Annotated in this window: 17 protein-coding genes; 9 read left to right on the top strand and 8 right to left on the bottom strand. The window is 63.6% G+C overall.

Translation table 11 applies throughout. From position 1 onward, the window contains the following. Positions 1 to 213: 213 nt before the first annotated feature. The 8 genes from CG51_RS10325 to CG51_RS10290 form a co-directional block, all read right to left on the bottom strand. Positions 214 to 996, bottom strand: a complete 783-nt coding sequence (locus tag CG51_RS10325) for a succinate dehydrogenase iron-sulfur subunit (protein ID WP_035744661.1) — start codon at positions 994 to 996, stop codon at positions 214 to 216. Between the two features lie 77 nt (positions 997 to 1,073). Next, positions 1,074 to 1,388 (bottom strand): hypothetical protein, encoded by a 315-nt coding sequence (locus CG51_RS10320; protein WP_035744658.1) that lies wholly within the window; start codon positions 1,386 to 1,388, stop codon positions 1,074 to 1,076. Next, positions 1,388 to 3,196, bottom strand: coding sequence for a succinate dehydrogenase flavoprotein subunit (gene sdhA / locus CG51_RS10315; RefSeq protein ID WP_035744656.1), 1,809 nt, complete (start codon positions 3,194 to 3,196; stop codon positions 1,388 to 1,390). Before sdhA ends, CG51_RS10320 begins: the two co-directional genes overlap by 1 nt. Positions 3,197 to 3,212: 16 nt before the next feature. Beyond that, the gene (sdhD, locus tag CG51_RS10310) at positions 3,213 to 3,584 is read right to left on the bottom strand and encodes a succinate dehydrogenase, hydrophobic membrane anchor protein (RefSeq protein WP_035744654.1); all 372 of its coding nucleotides are present in this window, start codon (positions 3,582 to 3,584) and stop codon (positions 3,213 to 3,215) included. 8 nt (positions 3,585 to 3,592) lie between these two features. Further along, positions 3,593 to 3,979, bottom strand: coding sequence for a succinate dehydrogenase, cytochrome b556 subunit (sdhC, locus tag CG51_RS10305; protein ID WP_035744652.1), 387 nt, complete (start codon positions 3,977 to 3,979; stop codon positions 3,593 to 3,595). A gap of 232 nt (positions 3,980 to 4,211) precedes the next feature. Next, the gene (locus tag CG51_RS10300; protein WP_035744650.1) at positions 4,212 to 4,415 is read right to left on the bottom strand and encodes a DUF1737 domain-containing protein; all 204 of its coding nucleotides are present in this window, start codon (positions 4,413 to 4,415) and stop codon (positions 4,212 to 4,214) included. Positions 4,416 to 4,427: 12 nt separating this feature from the next. After that, entirely contained in the window at positions 4,428 to 5,267 is an 840-nt protein-coding gene (locus CG51_RS10295) for an HpcH/HpaI aldolase/citrate lyase family protein (RefSeq protein WP_035744649.1), read from the bottom strand. Between the two features lie 61 nt (positions 5,268 to 5,328). Further along, complete coding sequence (locus CG51_RS10290; RefSeq protein WP_035744645.1) at positions 5,329 to 6,087, bottom strand: sulfite exporter TauE/SafE family protein; 759 nt, start codon at positions 6,085 to 6,087, stop codon at positions 5,329 to 5,331. A gap of 112 nt (positions 6,088 to 6,199) precedes the next feature. On the opposite strand from CG51_RS10290, the gene mdh reads away from it, so the two are divergent. From mdh to lpdA, 9 genes are all read left to right on the top strand, one after another. Beyond that, on the top strand, positions 6,200 to 7,162 hold the full coding sequence (mdh, locus tag CG51_RS10285; protein WP_035744642.1) for a malate dehydrogenase: 963 nt from the start codon (positions 6,200 to 6,202) through the stop codon (positions 7,160 to 7,162). A 234-nt stretch (positions 7,163 to 7,396) separates the two neighbouring features. Continuing rightward, positions 7,397 to 8,590 (top strand): ADP-forming succinate--CoA ligase subunit beta, encoded by a 1,194-nt coding sequence (gene sucC, locus CG51_RS10280; RefSeq protein WP_035744640.1) that lies wholly within the window; start codon positions 7,397 to 7,399, stop codon positions 8,588 to 8,590. 3 nt (positions 8,591 to 8,593) lie between these two features. After that, complete coding sequence (gene sucD, locus CG51_RS10275; RefSeq protein ID WP_035744638.1) at positions 8,594 to 9,478, top strand: succinate--CoA ligase subunit alpha; 885 nt, start codon at positions 8,594 to 8,596, stop codon at positions 9,476 to 9,478. Between the two features lie 92 nt (positions 9,479 to 9,570). Further along, on the top strand, positions 9,571 to 10,098 hold the full coding sequence (locus tag CG51_RS10270; RefSeq protein ID WP_035744637.1) for a DUF805 domain-containing protein: 528 nt from the start codon (positions 9,571 to 9,573) through the stop codon (positions 10,096 to 10,098). Then, positions 10,095 to 13,064: a 2-oxoglutarate dehydrogenase E1 component gene (locus CG51_RS10265; protein WP_035744635.1), complete on the top strand. Its 2,970-nt coding sequence runs from the start codon at positions 10,095 to 10,097 to the stop codon at positions 13,062 to 13,064. The genes CG51_RS10270 and CG51_RS10265 overlap by 4 nt, the downstream gene beginning before the upstream one ends. 5 nt (positions 13,065 to 13,069) lie before the next feature. Then, a complete protein-coding gene (gene odhB, locus CG51_RS10260; protein WP_035744634.1) occupies positions 13,070 to 14,593 on the top strand; it encodes a 2-oxoglutarate dehydrogenase complex dihydrolipoyllysine-residue succinyltransferase in 1,524 nt (507 codons plus the stop codon). A 58-nt stretch (positions 14,594 to 14,651) separates the two neighbouring features. Further along, positions 14,652 to 14,897, top strand: coding sequence for a hypothetical protein (locus CG51_RS10255; RefSeq protein ID WP_035744632.1), 246 nt, complete (start codon positions 14,652 to 14,654; stop codon positions 14,895 to 14,897). A 7-nt stretch (positions 14,898 to 14,904) separates the two neighbouring features. Then, positions 14,905 to 15,294: an MAPEG family protein gene (locus CG51_RS10250; protein ID WP_035744630.1), complete on the top strand. Its 390-nt coding sequence runs from the start codon at positions 14,905 to 14,907 to the stop codon at positions 15,292 to 15,294. Positions 15,295 to 15,336: 42 nt separating this feature from the next. Next, positions 15,337 to 16,725 carry a dihydrolipoyl dehydrogenase gene (gene lpdA / locus CG51_RS10245; RefSeq protein ID WP_035744627.1) on the top strand — a complete coding sequence of 463 codons (1,389 nt, stop codon included), beginning with the start codon at positions 15,337 to 15,339 and terminating at the stop codon, positions 16,723 to 16,725. Positions 16,726 to 17,120: the final 395 nt, after the last annotated feature.

Below are 17,120 nucleotides of genomic sequence, written 5' to 3'. Positions count from 1 at the left end.
CGGAGCGGGAGGGCAATGCCTCTGGCTTCTGCTCCCGACCTGTGCGGAGATGTTCGCAGAGTTTTTTGCTGCCGAGAGCCTTAGCGAAATCAACGGGCTGGTGCTGTTTCACAGATGACGCTGGGTGGGCGGCCCTGCACCGAACGGAGCCTCTCAACGCAATGGAAAAGGGCGACACCCAAGTGCCGCCCTTTCTCATCCAAACATCTGCGATCAGATCGCGCGTTCGACCATCATCTTCTTGATCTCGGCGATCGCTTTCGCCGGATTCAGACCTTTCGGGCAGGTCTTGGTGCAGTTCATGATCGTGTGGCAGCGATAGAGCTTGAACGGATCTTCCAGCCCGTCCAGACGCTCGCCCGTCGCCTCGTCACGGCTGTCGATGATCCAGCGGTAGGCATGGAGCAGCGCCGCCGGGCCAAGGTACTTGTCGCCGTTCCACCAGTAGCTCGGGCACGAGGTGGAGCAGGAGGCGCACATCACGCATTCATAAAGACCGTCGAGCTTCTTGCGATCCTCGATGGACTGGCGCCATTCCTTCTGCGGGCGGTTGGTCTTGGTTTCCAGCCACGGCATGATGGAGGCGTGCTGGGCGTAGAATAGGGTGAGGTCCGGGATCAGGTCCTTCACCACCGGCATGTGCGGCAGCGGATAGATCTTTACCGTTTCGCCATTCACCTCGTCCAGCCCGTAGATGCAGGCCAGCGTGTTGATCCCGCCGATGTTCATTGCGCAGGAGCCGCAGATCCCCTCGCGGCAGGACCGGCGGAAGGTGAGGGTCGGATCGACCTCGTTCTTTATCTTGATGAGCGCGTCCAGAACCATCGGGCCGCACTTGTCCATGTCGAGATAATAGGTATCGACGGACGGGTTCAGCCCATCGTCCGGGTTCCAGCGGTAGATCTGAAACTTGCGGACGTTCGTCGCGCCTTCCGGCTTGGGCCAGGTCTTGCCGGTGCGGATCTTGGAGTTCTTGGGAAGTGTGAACTGGACCATGCTGTCCTACCTTGTCGTTGTCTTGCTGGCGCCGTGAAGCGGCCGGGCTTGCTCGAACGATGACACGGGCGCCCCGGTCATGGCGTAAGCTCATAATAGGGGCGGGTCGGATAAAGGCCGCCCGAACGCCGGACGACGCAGCTCGTATAGACCTCGTTCGGATCGCGTCCGCGGAGGTAGTCGGAGGTCACACTTATACCGACGCTCGTGCCGGTCGATACCCGCCGCCCATCCGTGCCGAGACCGAAGGCCACATGCCCGTGCGGGCGGACCGCGTCGTAAGCTTGGCTCGCACACTGCCGCTCGGCCGCGTCGAGCGGGATCGGCCCGCAGGCCACCAGCGCTGCCAGGAAAGGCAGCACGGCAACCGGAGGGGAGATCCCGCACCGCATCAATAGACGCGCGCTTTCGGCGCGATCTTCTTCAGCGGGATGCCGCCTTCGGATTCCGGCGTCAGCGGATCGAGGTGGACCGGGCGGTAGTCCAGCGTCACCTTCGTCCCGTCAACCCATGCGAGGCTGTGCTTGCGCCAGTTCGTATCGTCCCGGTTCGGCCAGTCCTCATGGGCATGGGCGCCACGCGATTCCTTGCGCGCTTCCGCCCCCACGATGGTGGCCAGCGCGTTCGGCATCAGGTTGGTGAGCTCCAGCGTCTCCATCAGGTCGGAGTTCCACACGAGGCTGCGATCCGTGACCTTGATGTCGGCCATCTTGGCCGCGACCTTGTCCATCTTCTCCACGCCTTCGGCAAGCGTCTTGTCGGTGCGGAAGACGGCGGCATCGGCCTGCATCGTGCGCTGCATCTCAAGCCGCAGCTCTGCCGTCGGAACGGAACCATTGGCATGGCGGAAATGGTCGAACCGGTCGAGAGCCTTGTCGATCGAGGCTTTGTTGAGCGGCGGGTTCGCATCCTCGGGCTTCAGCAGTTCGCCGGCCCGGATCGCCGCGGCGCGTCCGAACACCACAAGGTCGATCAGCGAGTTCGACCCCAGCCGGTTCGCCCCGTGGACGGAGGCGCAGCCCGCCTCGCCCACCGCCATCAGGCCGGGGAAGATCGCGTCGGGATTGTCCGCCGTCGGGTTGAGCACCTCGCCGTGGTAGTTCGTCGGAATGCCGCCCATGTTGTAGTGCACAGTCGGAAGAACCGGGATCGGCTCCTTCGTCACATCCACGCCGGCAAAGATGCGCGCAGATTCCGAGATGCCGGGAAGCCGTTCGTGCAGCGTTTCCGGCGGCAGGTGATTCAGGTGCAGGAAGATGTGGTCCTTGTGCTCCCCCACGCCGCGGCCCTCGCGGATCTCCAGCGTCATGCAGCGCGATACCACGTCGCGCGACGCCAGATCCTTGTAGGTGGGCGCGTAGCGTTCCATGAAGCGCTCGCCCTCGGAGTTGGTGAGATAGCCACCCTCGCCGCGCGCACCCTCGGTGATGAGGCAGCCGGAGCCGTAGATGCCGGTCGGGTGGAACTGCACGAATTCCATGTCCTGCAGCGGCAGCCCGGCACGGGCCACCATGCCGCCGCCGTCGCCCGTGCAGGTATGCGCGGAAGTGGCGGAGAAATAGGCGCGCCCGTACCCGCCCGTAGCCAGCACGACCATCTTGGAGGAGAAGACGTGCATTGTGCCGTCATCGAGCTTCCATGCCAGGACGCCGACGCATTGCTTGCCGTCTTCCGACATGATGAGGTCGATGGCGAAGTATTCGATGAAGAATTCCGCCTTCTCCTTCAGCGACTGGCCATAGAGCGTGTGCAGAATCGCGTGCCCTGTCCTGTCTGCCGCAGCACAGGTGCGCTGCACGGGCGGGCCTTCGCCGAATTCCGTCGTGTGACCGCCAAAGGGACGCTGGTAGATCTTGCCCTCTTCCGTGCGGGAGAAGGGCACGCCGTAATGCTCAAGTTCGTAAACCGCCTTGGGCGCCTGACGGGCGAGGTATTCCATCGCATCGGTGTCGCCAAGCCAGTCCGACCCTTTCACGGTGTCGTAGAGGTGCCACTGCCAGTTGTCCGGCCCCATGTTGGCAAGGCTGGCGGCGATGCCGCCCTGTGCGGCGACGGTATGGGACCGCGTCGGGAAAACCTTGGTGATACAGGCCGTGCGGAGCCCCTGCTCGGCCATACCGAGCGTGGCGCGGAGCCCGGAGCCGCCCGCACCCACGACAACGACGTCATAAGTATGGGTCTCGTAAGGATAGGCTGCCATTCTTAGCTCCGTTGGCTCAAAGCGCGAGGCGGATCAGCGCGTAAACGCCGGCAGCCGCCGCGGCATAGCTGATGAAGGTGGAGAGCAGGATCAGGATCTTCCGGACGTTGCCGTCGGTGTAATCCTCGATCATGATCTGTGCGCCTTCCTTGAAGTGGATCAGACCCACGATGAAGGTCAGGCCCGCGACGATCGCCGGGAAGGGGCGCGCGTAATAGGCGGCGACTTCCGCATAGGGGCGACCGAGCATCGGGCCGAAGGTGAAGATGAAAAGCGGGATGAGGAACACGAGCGCCATGCCCTTGACCTGCATCTGCCAGTGGTGATGCGTGCCGGTCTTGGCGGAGCCGAGCCCTTCGGCCTGCTTGCGGGACGTCAGGTAACGCATGTCGGGCCTCAGACGATGATCAGGGTAAGGAGGGTGAGGACAACCGTGCCCGCCAACATCGCGTAGCCGATCTTGTAGGCGGTCGGGATATCCATGCCGCGTGTGGTGTTGTCCCACCATACATGCCGCAACCCTGCGAGGAGGTGATACCACATCGCCGCCACCGACAGCGTCATGATGAGGTCGCCGAACCATGAGGTCAGGAACCCGTTCGCCCGGTCATAGGCTTCCGGCCCGGACGCAAGAGCGACGAACCACCACACGATCAGAACGGCGGTGACGATCAGGCCATTGCCCGTGATCCGCGTCATGATCGAGGTGAATGCCGTCAACTGCGGGCGATAAATCTGGAGGTGGGGCGAAAGCGGGCGATTACCGCGCTCGACATCGGCCATGACGTTCTTCTCCGTACTGGCGGCCCGCGGGCCGCGCCGCCCGGGGTCTGGCTTTCCCAAGATGTGCGGACCGGTCAACCGGGCCTCATCCGGGCATGAATAGCCGATTTGCGGCCCATGTCACGCCCATGCTGGACCCCGTTTCCCCTATTACGCAGCGAAGCGCCAGAAAAATCGCAGATATGTGATCACAGCGCAGTTGCCGTGATCACATTTGGAGTCACAACTCCGGTCAATACTGGCCAAGCTTCATTTCGGGGCTGTAGGTTCCCTCAACTTCTTTCACCACCGCCTGACCACAGCGCATTATGCCGTTGGCCCCGTCAAAAGCGTAAGTCGGCCCGCCATGCAGGTCCCACCCTGCGTTGAGGGCCGCCGTCACCTTGTGGCAAAAGGCGGAAGTGTCGTCATCGCTCAGAAATCTGTAGAGTTTCATGGTGTTCCCGTTTCAATCACGTGCGGCGATGACAGCCGCGCGTGCAAGCAGATCGCGCGCGGTCGCAACATGTAGATTTTCCACGATCCTGCCGTCCACGACGGCCACGCCCCGGCCTTCCGACTCGGCCTCCTCCCAGGCGGCGATCTGCCGGGTGGCCAAGTCGATTTCCTCCGCGGAGGGCGCGAAGATCGCGTTGGTGATAGCGAGCTGGTCGGGGTGGATCAGCGTCTTGCCGTCGAAGCCCATGTCCCTGCCCTGCTCGCATTCCCATGCCAGGCCCTGTTCGTCCCGGAAGGCATTATAGACCCCATCCAGACAGATCACCCCCGCGGCCCGCGCGGCGAGCACAATGCCCCCGAGTGCCGGCAGCAGCGCGAGCCGGTCCGGCCGGTCCTTGCTGCGGAGTTCCCGCGCAAGGTCGTTCGTCCCCGCGATCAGGCCGGCGGTGGAGGGATGCGCCGCGATCGCGGCGGCATTCAAAACACCGGCAGGTGTTTCGATCATCGCAAAGATTCGGGGACGGTCGATTCGCTCCAGCACCTCCGGGCCTGAAACCTTCGGCACCACGAGGCCGTCCAGCGGCACGCCTTCCAGCGCAGCAAGATCGTCCGCACCCCATGGCGTGTCCAGCCCATTGATCCGGACGAGCCGCGTCCGGTCGCCGAAGCCACCCATTTCCAGAGCATTGGCAATGGCTGTGCGCGCCGCCTCCTTGTCCGAAGGCGCGACCGCGTCCTCCAGATCGAAGATCAGGGCATCGGCGTCAAGCTCGCGAGCCTTTTCAACGGCACGGGCGCGACTTGCAGGCATATAGAGAGCCGAGCGCCAAGGGCGGGTCAGCAGGTCCATGGGTCATCTCCTCGCAGATCGGCGCCACGATGCGGGAAGACCCGCCGGTCCGCAACCCGGGTCAGCCGAGAAGCCCCTGCCAGATCAGCCGCAGCGAGATAAGCAAGAGCGCCCATGTGACCAGCCGGTAGAACAGGGCGGTCGGGATGATCTTCACGAGCTTCACACCAAGGAAAACCGCCGCCGCCGCGGGCAGTAGAAGCACGGCGGCGATATGCAGGTTCTCTCCCGAAAGCTGGCCGAGCAAGTAATAGGGGATGAGCTTTATCGCATTCACATAGGCGAAAAGCACCGTCGTTGTGCCCGCAAACACCGCCTTGGGCAGGCCGAGAGGCTGGACATAGACCTGATAGGGCGGCGCGCCCGCATGGCTGACGAAGCTGGTGAAGCCGGTGAGCAGTCCCCAGAACAGTCCGGAACCCGTTCGCGCCGGTCGCGCCACCGGCGTCGCGGCCCGTCGCAGTAGCATGGACGCCGCGAAGGATGCCCCGATCAGCCCGATCAGCAGGGTGACGATCCACTCAGGGACGCTGCTCGCCGTGGCCCCGCCGAGCGCGACACCAAGCGTGGCGCCAGCGGCCAGAATCGCGACCACGCGCCGGTCGAAGGCGTGACGATAGGCCCAGAGACCGAACATGTCGGAGACGACGAACACCGGCAGCAGCACTCCCGCCGCCATGACAGGCGGCAAAACCAAAGCCAGAACGGGAACGCCGAGCATGCCGACGACCGGAAGACCGCCCTTGCTCATGCCCACGAGCATGGACGCCAGCACCGCCAGCGCCCAGAATCCAACACCGTGTTCCGTGATGATCGACATTCTCTGCCCTCTTTCCTTCCGCTTTAGCGCAAACGGTGTGCGCCGCAAGCTTGCACGAGGGGGCCGGAGGGCTTACCCATCGCGCCGTCAACAACCGTTTGGAGACAATTCCATGGCCAGACCCAAGATCGCGCTCATCGGCGCGGGGCAGATCGGCGGTACGCTCGCCCATCTCGCCGCGATGAAAGAACTCGGTGACGTCGTCCTGTTCGACATCGCGGAAGGCACCCCGCAGGGCAAAGCGCTCGACATCGCGGAATCCGGCCCCTCCGAAGGGTTCGACGCGGTGCTCAAAGGCACCAACACCTATGAGGACATCGCGGGCGCCGATGTCTGCATCGTGACGGCAGGCGTGCCGCGCAAACCGGGCATGAGCCGCGACGACCTTCTCGGCATCAACCTCAAGGTGATGAAATCGGTCGGCGAAGGCATCAAGCAATATGCGCCGAACGCGTTTGTCATCTGCATTACCAACCCGCTCGACGCGATGGTTTGGGCGCTGCGGGAGTTCTCCGGCCTGCCGCACGAGAAAGTCGTGGGCATGGCGGGCGTGCTTGATTCCGCCCGCTTCCGGCACTTCCTGTCGCTGGAGTTCAACGTCTCCATGCGCGACGTGACGGCCTTCGTTCTTGGTGGCCACGGCGATACGATGGTTCCGCTCGCCCGCTACTCCACCGTCGCCGGTATCCCGCTGCCCGACCTGGTTGCAATGGGCTGGACCACGCAGGAGAAGCTCGACAGCATCATTCAGCGCACCCGTGACGGTGGCGCGGAGATCGTGGGTCTGCTGAAAACCGGCTCCGCCTTCTACGCCCCCGCGACCTCGGCGATCGAGATGGCGGAAGCGTATCTGAAAGATCAGAAGCGCCTTCTGCCCTGCGCCGCCTATGTCGACGGCGCGTTCGGGCTGGACGGGTTCTACGTCGGCGTACCGACGATAATCGGCAAGGACGGGATCGAAAAGATCGTGGACATCAAGCTGACCGCCGACGAACAGGTGATGTTCGACAAGTCGGTGGACGCTGTGAAGGGTCTCGTGGCGGCCTGCAAGAACATCGACAGCTCGCTGGCCTGATAGTCTCGTCATTGGATGGCCGCCTCCGACTCACATCGGAGGCGGCCATTCGCATTTTGTGATCACACGATTTTTCCTTGTGATCACATAAGGCGGATTTTGGCGCGCTCCTTCAGGGTTGCCCAGCCTTTCCCTTTCCCCTGCCCGCGGATCGTGCCAAAAGACCGCCCAGTCGGCCCGGTTCGACGACCGGGACGGGAGAGGACCGAACTCAGCAGAGGAACCGGTGAGAGAATGAACATCCACGAATATCAGGCCAAGAAGCTCCTGCGCGACTACGGCGTGCCGGTCTCCGACGGCCGCGCCGTGTTGAAGGCCGAAGACGCGAAGACCGCCGCAGGCGAACTGGGCGGACCGCTCTGGGTCGTAAAGGCGCAGATCCACGCAGGCGGCCGCGGCAAGGGCAAGTTCAAGGAGCCGGAAGCCGGCGAAAAGGGCGGCGTCCGTCTGGCCAAGTCTGTCGAGGAAGCAGCCGAACTGGCCAAGCAGATGCTGGGCCGTACGCTGGTCACCCATCAGACGGGGCCGGCCGGCAAGCAGGTCAACCGCATCTACATCGAGGACGGCTCCGACATCAGCCGCGAGCTTTACCTCGCGCTGCTGGTGGACCGGGCGACTTCCCGCGTGTCCTTCGTCGTCTCCACCGAAGGGGGCATGGACATTGAGGAAGTGGCTGCCTCCACGCCCGATAAGATCCTGTCCTTCTCCGTCGATCCGGCAACCGGCATCCAGCCGTTCCACGGCCGCAAGGTGGCCTTCGCGCTGGGTCTCGAAGGCAAGCAGGTCAAGCAATGCGTGGACCTGATCGGCAAGCTCTACAAGCTCTTCATCGAGAAAGATGCGGAGATGGTGGAGATCAACCCGCTGATCGTCACGACCGACGGCGACATGAAGGCGCTGGACGCGAAAGTGGGCTTCGACAACAACGCCCTCTACCGCCATGCCGACATTCTCGCGCTGCGCGACGAGACGGAGGAGGATCCGAAGGAACTCGCCGCCTCCAAATACGATCTGAACTACATCGCGCTCGACGGTGAGATCGGCTGCATGGTCAATGGTGCGGGCCTTGCCATGGCGACGATGGACATCATCAAGCTCTATGGCGCGGAGCCGGCGAACTTCCTCGACGTGGGCGGCGGCGCGACGAAGGAGAAGGTGACGGAAGCCTTCAAGATCATCACCTCCGACCCGAACGTCAAAGGCATCCTCGTCAACATCTTCGGCGGGATCATGCGGTGCGACATCATCGCGGAAGGCATCATCGCCGCGGTGAGGGAAGTGGGCCTGCAGGTTCCGCTGGTCGTGCGACTTGAAGGCACCAACGTCGAACTCGGCAAGAAGATCATCGCCGAGTCCGGCCTGAACGTGATCGCTGCCGACGATCTGAGCGACGCTGCTCAGAAGATCGTGAAAGCGGTGAAGGGGTAAGGAATGTCCGTTCTCGTCAACAAAGACACCAAGGTCATCTGTCAGGGAATCACCGGTTCCCAAGGGACCTTTCACACCGAACAGGCCATCGCCTACGGCACCAAGATGGTCGGCGGCGTGACGCCCGGCAAGGGCGGCACCGAGCATCTCGGCCTGCCGGTGTACAACTCGGTTCTGGAAGCGAGGGAGCAGACCGGGGCGGACGCCTCCGTGATCTACGTTCCGCCGCCCTTCGCGGCCGACTCGATCCTCGAAGCCATCGACGCGGAGATCCCGCTGATCGTCGCGATCACCGAGGGTCTTCCGGTGCTCGACATGATGAAGGTGAAGCGGGCCCTCGCCAACAGCAAGTCGCGCCTCATCGGGCCGAACTGCCCGGGCATCATGACGCCGGGTGAGTGCAAGATCGGCATCATGCCGGGCAACATCTTCAAGCGCGGCTCGGTGGGCGTCGTCTCCCGCTCCGGTACGCTGACCTACGAGGCGGTGAAGCAGACCTCCGACGTGGGTCTCGGCCAATCTTCCGCAGTCGGCATCGGCGGCGACCCGATCAAGGGGCTCGAGCACATCGACGTGCTGGAAATGTTCCTTGCCGACCCGGAAACCGAGTCCATCATCATGATCGGTGAGATCGGTGGTTCGGCGGAGGAGGATGCCGCGCAGTTCCTGGCCGATGAGAAGAAGAAGGGCCGTTGGAAGCCGACCGCCGGGTTCATCGCCGGGCGCACCGCTCCGAAAGGCCGCCGCATGGGTCATGCCGGGGCCATCGTCTCCGGTGGCAAGGGCGATGCGGAATCGAAGATCGAGGCGATGAAGTCCGCGGGCGTCATCGTTGCCGACAGCCCCGCCGGTCTCGGTGAGGCAGTTCTGAAGGCCATGGGCAAGTAACGCCCCCTCGCGGGGCCGGCCCACGGCCCCGCCTGCGCCCCGGAAGGGCGCCCATTCGCCGGAGGCCGCATCCTCCGAAACAGGTGAGCATCATGGGCTTCGTAGAAGCTGTCCGTTCATGCCTGAGGCAGTATGTCGGTTTCCGGGGTCGCGCACCGCGCTCGGAATACTGGTGGTTCGTGCTTGCGTTGACGATTGCGGGTGTGATCGCATCCCTGATCGACACGCTGCTGTTCGGAGCTACCGTTTCCACCGGCGTCGCCACATCCACGCCGCCTCCCCCGATTGAAGGCTATGGCGCCTCCGCCTGGGCCACGGCCGAGAACGGACCCGTCTCTTCGTTGCTGGGGCTGCTCGTCTTTCTGCCGCATCTCGCCGTCATGATCCGACGGCTGCACGACACGAACCGCTCCGGCTGGTACGTGCTTGCCCCGTTCGCCATCGTGGCGATCGGCATCTTCGCCATCGCCGCCTTCTTCACCATCGCGCCAGCACTCGCCGGACTGGCCTGGTTCGTGATGTTCATCGCCGCCGCTTTACTGCCGCTCTACTGGCTCATCCAGCGCGGCACCGCCGGGCAGAACCGCTTCGGCCCCGACCCGCTTGAGGTAAGACAATGACCGACCAATCCCCGAACGACGTGTTCCACGCCTCGTCCTTCCTGCAGGGGGCTAACGCGGATTACGTGGAGCAACTGCAGGCGCGCTATGCCACGGACCCGAACTCCGTGGACGCGAGCTGGCAGGCATTCTTCAAGGCGCTGGGTGACGACAGGCAGGATGCGCAGCGCAACGCGGAGGGCGCAAGCTGGACCCGCAGCGACTGGCCTCCGCTTCCCAATGACGATCTGACCGCCGCACTTACCGGCGAATGGCCTGTTGCCGCCCCCGCAAAGGAGGCAAAGGCCGCCGGTCAGAAGATCGCCGAAAAGGCGAAGGCCCTCGACGTCGAGGTGTCGGATGCCCAGATCCGCCGTGCCGTACTGGATTCGATCCGCGCGATCATGCTGATCCGCGCCTATCGCATCCGGGGGCATCTGGCCGCAGATCTCGATCCGCTGGGGGTGCGGCAAAGCGCGGATCACCCCGAGCTCGACCCCGCGTCCTACGGTTTCACCGAAGCCGACATGGACCGGCCGATCTTCCTCGACAACGTGCTCGGGATGGAGCACGCCACGATGCGGCAGATCGTCGATATCGTGAAGCGGACCTATTGCGGCACCTTCGCCCTGCAATACATGCACATCTCCGACCCGGAGCAATCCGCCTGGCTGAAGGAGCGGATCGAAGGCTACGGCAAGGAAATCACCTTTACCCGTGAAGGCCGTCGCGCGATCCTGAACAAGCTGGTGGAGGCAGAGGGTTTCGAGAAGTTCCTCCATGTCAAATACATGGGCACGAAACGCTTTGGCCTTGACGGGGGCGAGGCCCTCATCCCGGCGATGGAGCAGATCATCAAGAGGGGCGGCGCGCTCGGCGTGCAGGAGGTGGTGATCGGCATGCCGCACCGCGGCCGGCTGAACGTGCTTGCCAACGTGCTGCGCAAGCCCTACCGCGCGATCTTCAACGAGTTTCAGGGCGGCAGCTTCAAGCCTGACGACGTGGACGGTTCCGGTGACGTGAAATATCACCTCGGCGCCTCCTCCGACCGGACGTTCGATGACAACACCGTCCACCTCAGCCTGACCGCGAACCCCTCGCACCTCGAAGCGGTGGACCCGGTCGTGCTGGGCAAGGCGCGCGCCAAACAGGACCAGCTTCACGATCAGGCGGAACGCGTCGCCGTCCTGCCGATCCTGATGCATGGCGATGCGGCCTTTGCCGGTCAGGGCATCGTCGCGGAGTGCTTCCAGCTTTCGGGCATTCGCGGCCACCGGACGGGCGGCACAATCCATATCGTGGTGAACAACCAGATCGGCTTCACCACCGCGCCGCATTTCTCCCGCTCCTCGCCCTATCCGACCGACATCGCCCTGATGGTGGAAGCGCCGATCTTTCACGTGAACGGCGATGACCCGGAGGCGGTCGTCCACGCCGCCAAGGTGGCGACCGAATTCCGGCAGAAGTTCCACAAGGACGCGGTCATCGACATCTTCTGCTACCGTCGCTTCGGTCACAACGAAGGCGACGAGCCGATGTTCACCAACCCGGTGATGTACACCCAGATCAAGAAGCACAAGACCACGCTTCAACTCTACACCGACCGGCTCGTCGCCGACGGCCTGATCCCCGAGGGCGAGATCGAGGATATGAAAGCCGCCTTCCAGACGATGCTGAACGGAGAGTTCGAAGCCGGCCGGGAATACAAGCCGAACAAGGCCGACTGGCTGGACGGACGCTGGAAGAACATCAACCGCGAGGGTGAGGACTACCAGCCTGGCGACACCGCGATCACGCCGGAGACGCTGACGGATATCGGCCACGCGCTCACCACCGCGCCGGACGGGTTCGAGATGCACAAGACCGTCACTCGCCTGATCGAGGCCAAGAAGCAGATGTTCGAGACGGGCGCTGGCTTTGACTGGGCGACGGGCGAGGCGCTGGCCTTCGGCTCCCTGCTGACGGAAGGCTTCCCTGTCCGTCTGTCGGGGCAGGATTCGACGCGCGGCACCTTCTCACAGCGGCACTCCGCGTTCATCGACCAGGCGACGGAGGAGCGTTACTATCCGCTCAACCATATCCGTGAGGGACAGTCCCGTTACGAGGTCATCGACTCGATGCTCTCCGAATATGCGGTTCTGGGCTTCGAATACGGCTACTCGCTCGCAGAGCCTAACGCGCTGACCCTGTGGGAAGCGCAGTTCGGCGACTTCGCCAACGGCGCTCAGATCATGTTCGACCAGTTCATCTCCTCGGGCGAGTCGAAATGGCTGCGGATGTCCGGGCTGGTGATGCTGCTGCCGCACGGCTACGAGGGTCAGGGTCCGGAGCACTCCTCCGCGCGTTTGGAGCGGTATCTTCAGCTTTCCGCACAGGAAAACTGGATCGTCGCGAACTGCACGACCCCCGCCAACTACTTCCACATCCTGCGCCGCCAGCTGCACCGCACTTTCCGCAAGCCGCTGGTGATGATGACGCCGAAGTCGCTGCTCCGGCACAAGCTCGCCGTCTCCACTGCGGAGGATTTCACCACCGGATCCAACTTCCACCGTGTGCTGTGGGACGATGCGCAGAAAGGCAACTCCACCACGGAACTGGTGGCGGACGAGCAGATCCGGCGTGTCGTGCTCTGCTCCGGCAAGGTCTATTACGATCTGCTGGAGGAGCGGGATGCGCGGGGCATCACCGACGTTTACATCCTGCGGCTCGAACAGCTCTATCCGTTCCCGGCGCTCACGCTCGTCCGTGAACTGGGCCGGTTCAAGGATGCGGAAATCGTCTGGTGCCAGGAGGAGCCGAAGAACCAGGGCGCCTGGACCTTTGTCGAGCCGAATATCGAATGGGTTCTGACCCGCCTCGGTTCCACCCATCAGCGGCCGCGCTATGTCGGCCGTGCGGCCTCCGCCTCGGTGGCGACGGGCCTTTCCAGCCAGCACAAGGCACAGCAGGAAGCGCTCGTGAATGAAGCGCTCACGATCGAAGGATAAGACTAATGACCGTTGAAGTCCGCGTCCCCACGCTGGGGGAAAGCGTCACCGAGGCGACCGTTGCGACCTGGTTCAAGAAACCGGGCGACAGGGTCGCGGCTGACGAGATGCTCTGCGAACTGGAGACCGACAAGGTGACGGTGGAGGTTCCGGCCCCCGCCGCCGGGACACTGGGTGAGATCGTGGCGAAAGAAGGCGAAACTGTCGGAGTGGACGCGCTGCTGGCGACGATCAGCGAGGGCGCCGGCGCATCCACGCCCGCACCGGCGGCCAAGCCTGCAGAAGCGAAAGCCCCCGAGACCAAACCGGCCAGCACCGGCGGCGAACGTGTCGAGGTCAAGGTCCCCGCTCTGGGCGAAAGCGTGACGGAGGCCACCGTCGCGACCTGGTTCAAGCAGGTGGGCGACAAAGTCACCGCCGACGAGATGCTGTGCGAACTGGAAACCGACAAGGTCTCCGTCGAGGTTCCCGCCCCGGCTTCGGGTGTGCTGGCCGAGATCCTCGCCGCTGAAGGCACCACGGTTGAGGCCGCGGGCAAGCTCGCGGTGATCGCCTCCGGTGCGGGCGCCGTTGCCGCCGCACCCGCTGCGGCTGCCGCACCCGCCGCCACGTCCGCGCCGGCCTCCGGTCGGAAGGACGTGGAAGATGCACCCTCCGCCAAGGTCGCCATGGCGGACGCGGGCCTGTCCCGCGATGCCGTGACGGGCACCGGGCGCGATGGCCGCATCATGAAGGAAGACGTGCTGAAGGCGCTTGCCAACCCGCCCGCCGCCTCCGCTGCGCCTGCCGCCGCCCCCGTCGCCCGCGCACCGGTCGCTGCAGATGACGTGGGCCGGGAGGAACGGGTGAAGATGACGCGTCTGCGTCAGACCATCGCCCGCCGCCTGAAGGACGCGCAGAACAGCGCTGCCATGCTGACCACCTACAACGAGGTGGACATGTCGGCGGTCATGTCGCTCCGCAATGAATACAAGGAGCAGTTCGAGAAGAAGCACAAGGTGAAGCTCGGCTTCATGTCCTTCTTCACCAAGGCCTGCGTCCATGCCCTTCAGGAAGTGCCGGAAGTCAACGCCGAGATCGACGGAACGGACATCGTCTACAAGCACTTCGTCCATATGGGCGTGGCCGTGGGCACGCCGAACGGGCTCGTGGTGCCGGTCGTGCGCAATGCCGACCAGATGTCGTTTGCGCAGATCGAAAAGACAATTGCTGAGCTTGGCGCCAAGGCGCGGGACGGCAAGCTCTCCATGAACGACATGCAGGGCGGCACCTTCACGATCTCCAACGGCGGCGTCTATGGCTCGCTGCTGTCCTCGCCGATCCTGAACCCGCCGCAGTCGGGCATTCTCGGCATGCACAAGATCCAGGAGCGCCCCGTTGTGGTGAAGGGACAGATCGTCATCCGTCCGATGATGTATCTCGCGCTGTCCTACGATCACCGTATCGTGGACGGTCAGGGCGCCGTGACGTTCCTCGTGCGCGTCAAGGAAGCGCTGGAGGATCCGCGCCGCCTGCTGATGGATCTCTGACGACCCCCGGCGCCTCCGGTCTTGTCGGGGGCGCCTTCCTTCAACCTGTGAGGCTTCGATGCAGCTCATCTGTCACGCCGACGTTCCCGACTACACCGCCTGGAAAGCCGCGTTCGACTCGGAGGTCGAGAACATCGAGGCGGCCGGCCTGTCCACGCTCCAGATCTGGCGCGGCGCCGATCAACCCTCCCGGGTCGTCGTGCTGTTCGAAGTGCATGACCGGGGGCGGGCGCAAGCGTGGCTGAACAAGCAAAATGCGCTCGGCACCGGCTTCTCCAGCACAGAATTCCTCGAAACGGCGTGACCCTCACATGACCCCTGAACTCACGGTCCTCGCGCTCGCGGCGCTGTTGCAGGCGGTTCAGATCGGTCTGGCCGCCGTGGCGATGAACCGGGATATCGGGCCTGAGTGGAACGTCGGACCACGCGACAACCAGCCTGATTTCTCCCCCCTGACCGGTCGCCTCCGGCGCGCGGTCAACAATCATTTCGAAGCGCTCTGCTTCTTCACCATCGCGGTGGTCGTCGTCACGCTGTCCGGCGCGGCCACGTCACTCACCGCCTTCTGTGCCTGGATCTATCTGGCGGCGCGGGTGCTTTACATTCCCGCCTATGCCTTTGGCTGGTCGCCTTGGCGATCCGTCATATTCGGGGTGGGATTTATTGCCACCTTTGTGATGATCCTCGCGGCACTTATCTGATCTGGGCGCACGGCAAGAGCGGCGCCCGCAAGGAGTCAAGTTATGGCAAGTTATGATGTGATCGTGATCGGCGGCGGCCCCGGCGGCTATGTCTGCGCCATCCGCGCGGCCCAGCTGGGACTGAAAACCGCCTGCGTCGAAGGGCGGGAAGCGCTTGGAGGCACCTGCCTCAACGTTGGGTGCATCCCCTCCAAGGCGCTGCTGCATGCGACGCATCTGCTGCACGAAAGCCACGAGAATTTCGAAAAGATGGGCCTCATGGGCGGCCATCCCACCGTGGACTGGCCGAAGATGCTCGCCTTCAAGGAAGACGTGATCGGGCAGAACACGAAGGGCATCGAGTTCCTGTTCAAGAAGAACAAGATCGACTGGATCAAGGGCTGGGCCTCCATCCCCGAAGCCGGGAAGGTCAAGGTCGGAGACGAGGTGCATGAGGCGAAGAACATCGTCATCGCTTCCGGTTCCGTCTCCTCCAGCCTGCCCGGCATGGATGTCGATGAGGAAACCGTCGTCACCTCTACCGGCGCGCTGGCGCTGAAGGATATCCCTAAGCGCCTTGCAGTGATCGGCGCGGGCGTGATCGGTCTGGAGCTTGGATCGGTCTACAAGCGACTCGGCGCGGAAGTGACGGTGATCGAATATCTCGATGCCATCACCCCTGGCATGGATGCGGAGGTGCAGAAACAGTTCCAGCGTATCCTCGCCAAGCAGGGGCTGAAATTCGTGCTGGGCGCCGCGGTCCAGAAGTTGGAGAAGGGCGCAACCGGCGCGACCGTGACCTACAAGCTCCGCAAGGATGACAGCGAGGCTACGGTGGAAGCCGATGTGGTGCTGGTCGCTACCGGACGTAAGCCTTACACGGAGGGCCTTGGCCTTGACGCGCTGGGTGTCGAGCTGACGCCGCGCGGCCAGATCGTCACGAAAGGCCAATGGCAGACCACCGTCCCCGGCATCTACGCAATCGGTGATGCGATTCAGGGTCCGATGCTCGCCCACAAGGCGGAGGATGAGGGCATGGCAGTGGCGGAGACGATTGCCGGAAAACATGGCCACGTGAACTATGAGGTCATTCCGGGCGTGATCTACACCACGCCGGAAGTGGCCTCGGTCGGTGCGACTGAAGAAGCGCTGAAGAAAGAGGGTCGGGCCTACAAGGTCGGCAAGTTCTCCTTCATGGGCAATGGCCGTGCCAAGGCCACGTTGGCGGCAGAAGGGTTCGTCAAGATCCTGGCTGACAAGGAAACGGATCGGATCCTCGGGGTTCATATCATCGGCCCGTCGGCGGGCGAGATCATCCATGAAGCCTGTGTGGCGATGGAATTCGGCGCTGCGGCGGAAGATCTGGCCCGCACCTGCCATGCCCACCCGACCTATTCGGAGGCGGTGCGGGAGGCGGCACTGGCCTGCGGCGACGGCCCGATCCACTCCTAAGAACCACCTAACGGCGAAAAGGGCGGTGTCACTGGCACCACCCTTTTTCATGTCTTGGCAGCAACCGAAGGTTTGCCCCTTCCCTGCCGCACGCCGCAGGCGGGCACCGCGGATGTCCCTTCCATGCCGTCGCACGCAACGACCACAGGCTGCGGAAAAGTCCCAGTGCCTTTGTGTTCTGTTCTGAAAATCGGAAAATCTGTCCGCGAATAGCCCGAAATATGTATATTTTCGGCATACTCTCCTAGGCTCATGACCTATTGATTTCAGGTGTTTGGGGTGATTCAGGCTCCACAGGGAGGCTGCACGATGAGCAACCTTTACTGGCTTTCCGACGCGCAGAGGGAGCGCCTCAGGCCTTTCTTCCGGAGAGAAGTGGCTCGGTTTACCTAAAC

This window comes from Haematobacter missouriensis, assembly GCF_000740775.1.
Taxonomy (GTDB): Bacteria; Pseudomonadota; Alphaproteobacteria; order Rhodobacterales; family Rhodobacteraceae; genus Haematobacter; species Haematobacter missouriensis.
This window is presented reverse-complemented; position numbering and strand designations above follow the sequence as displayed.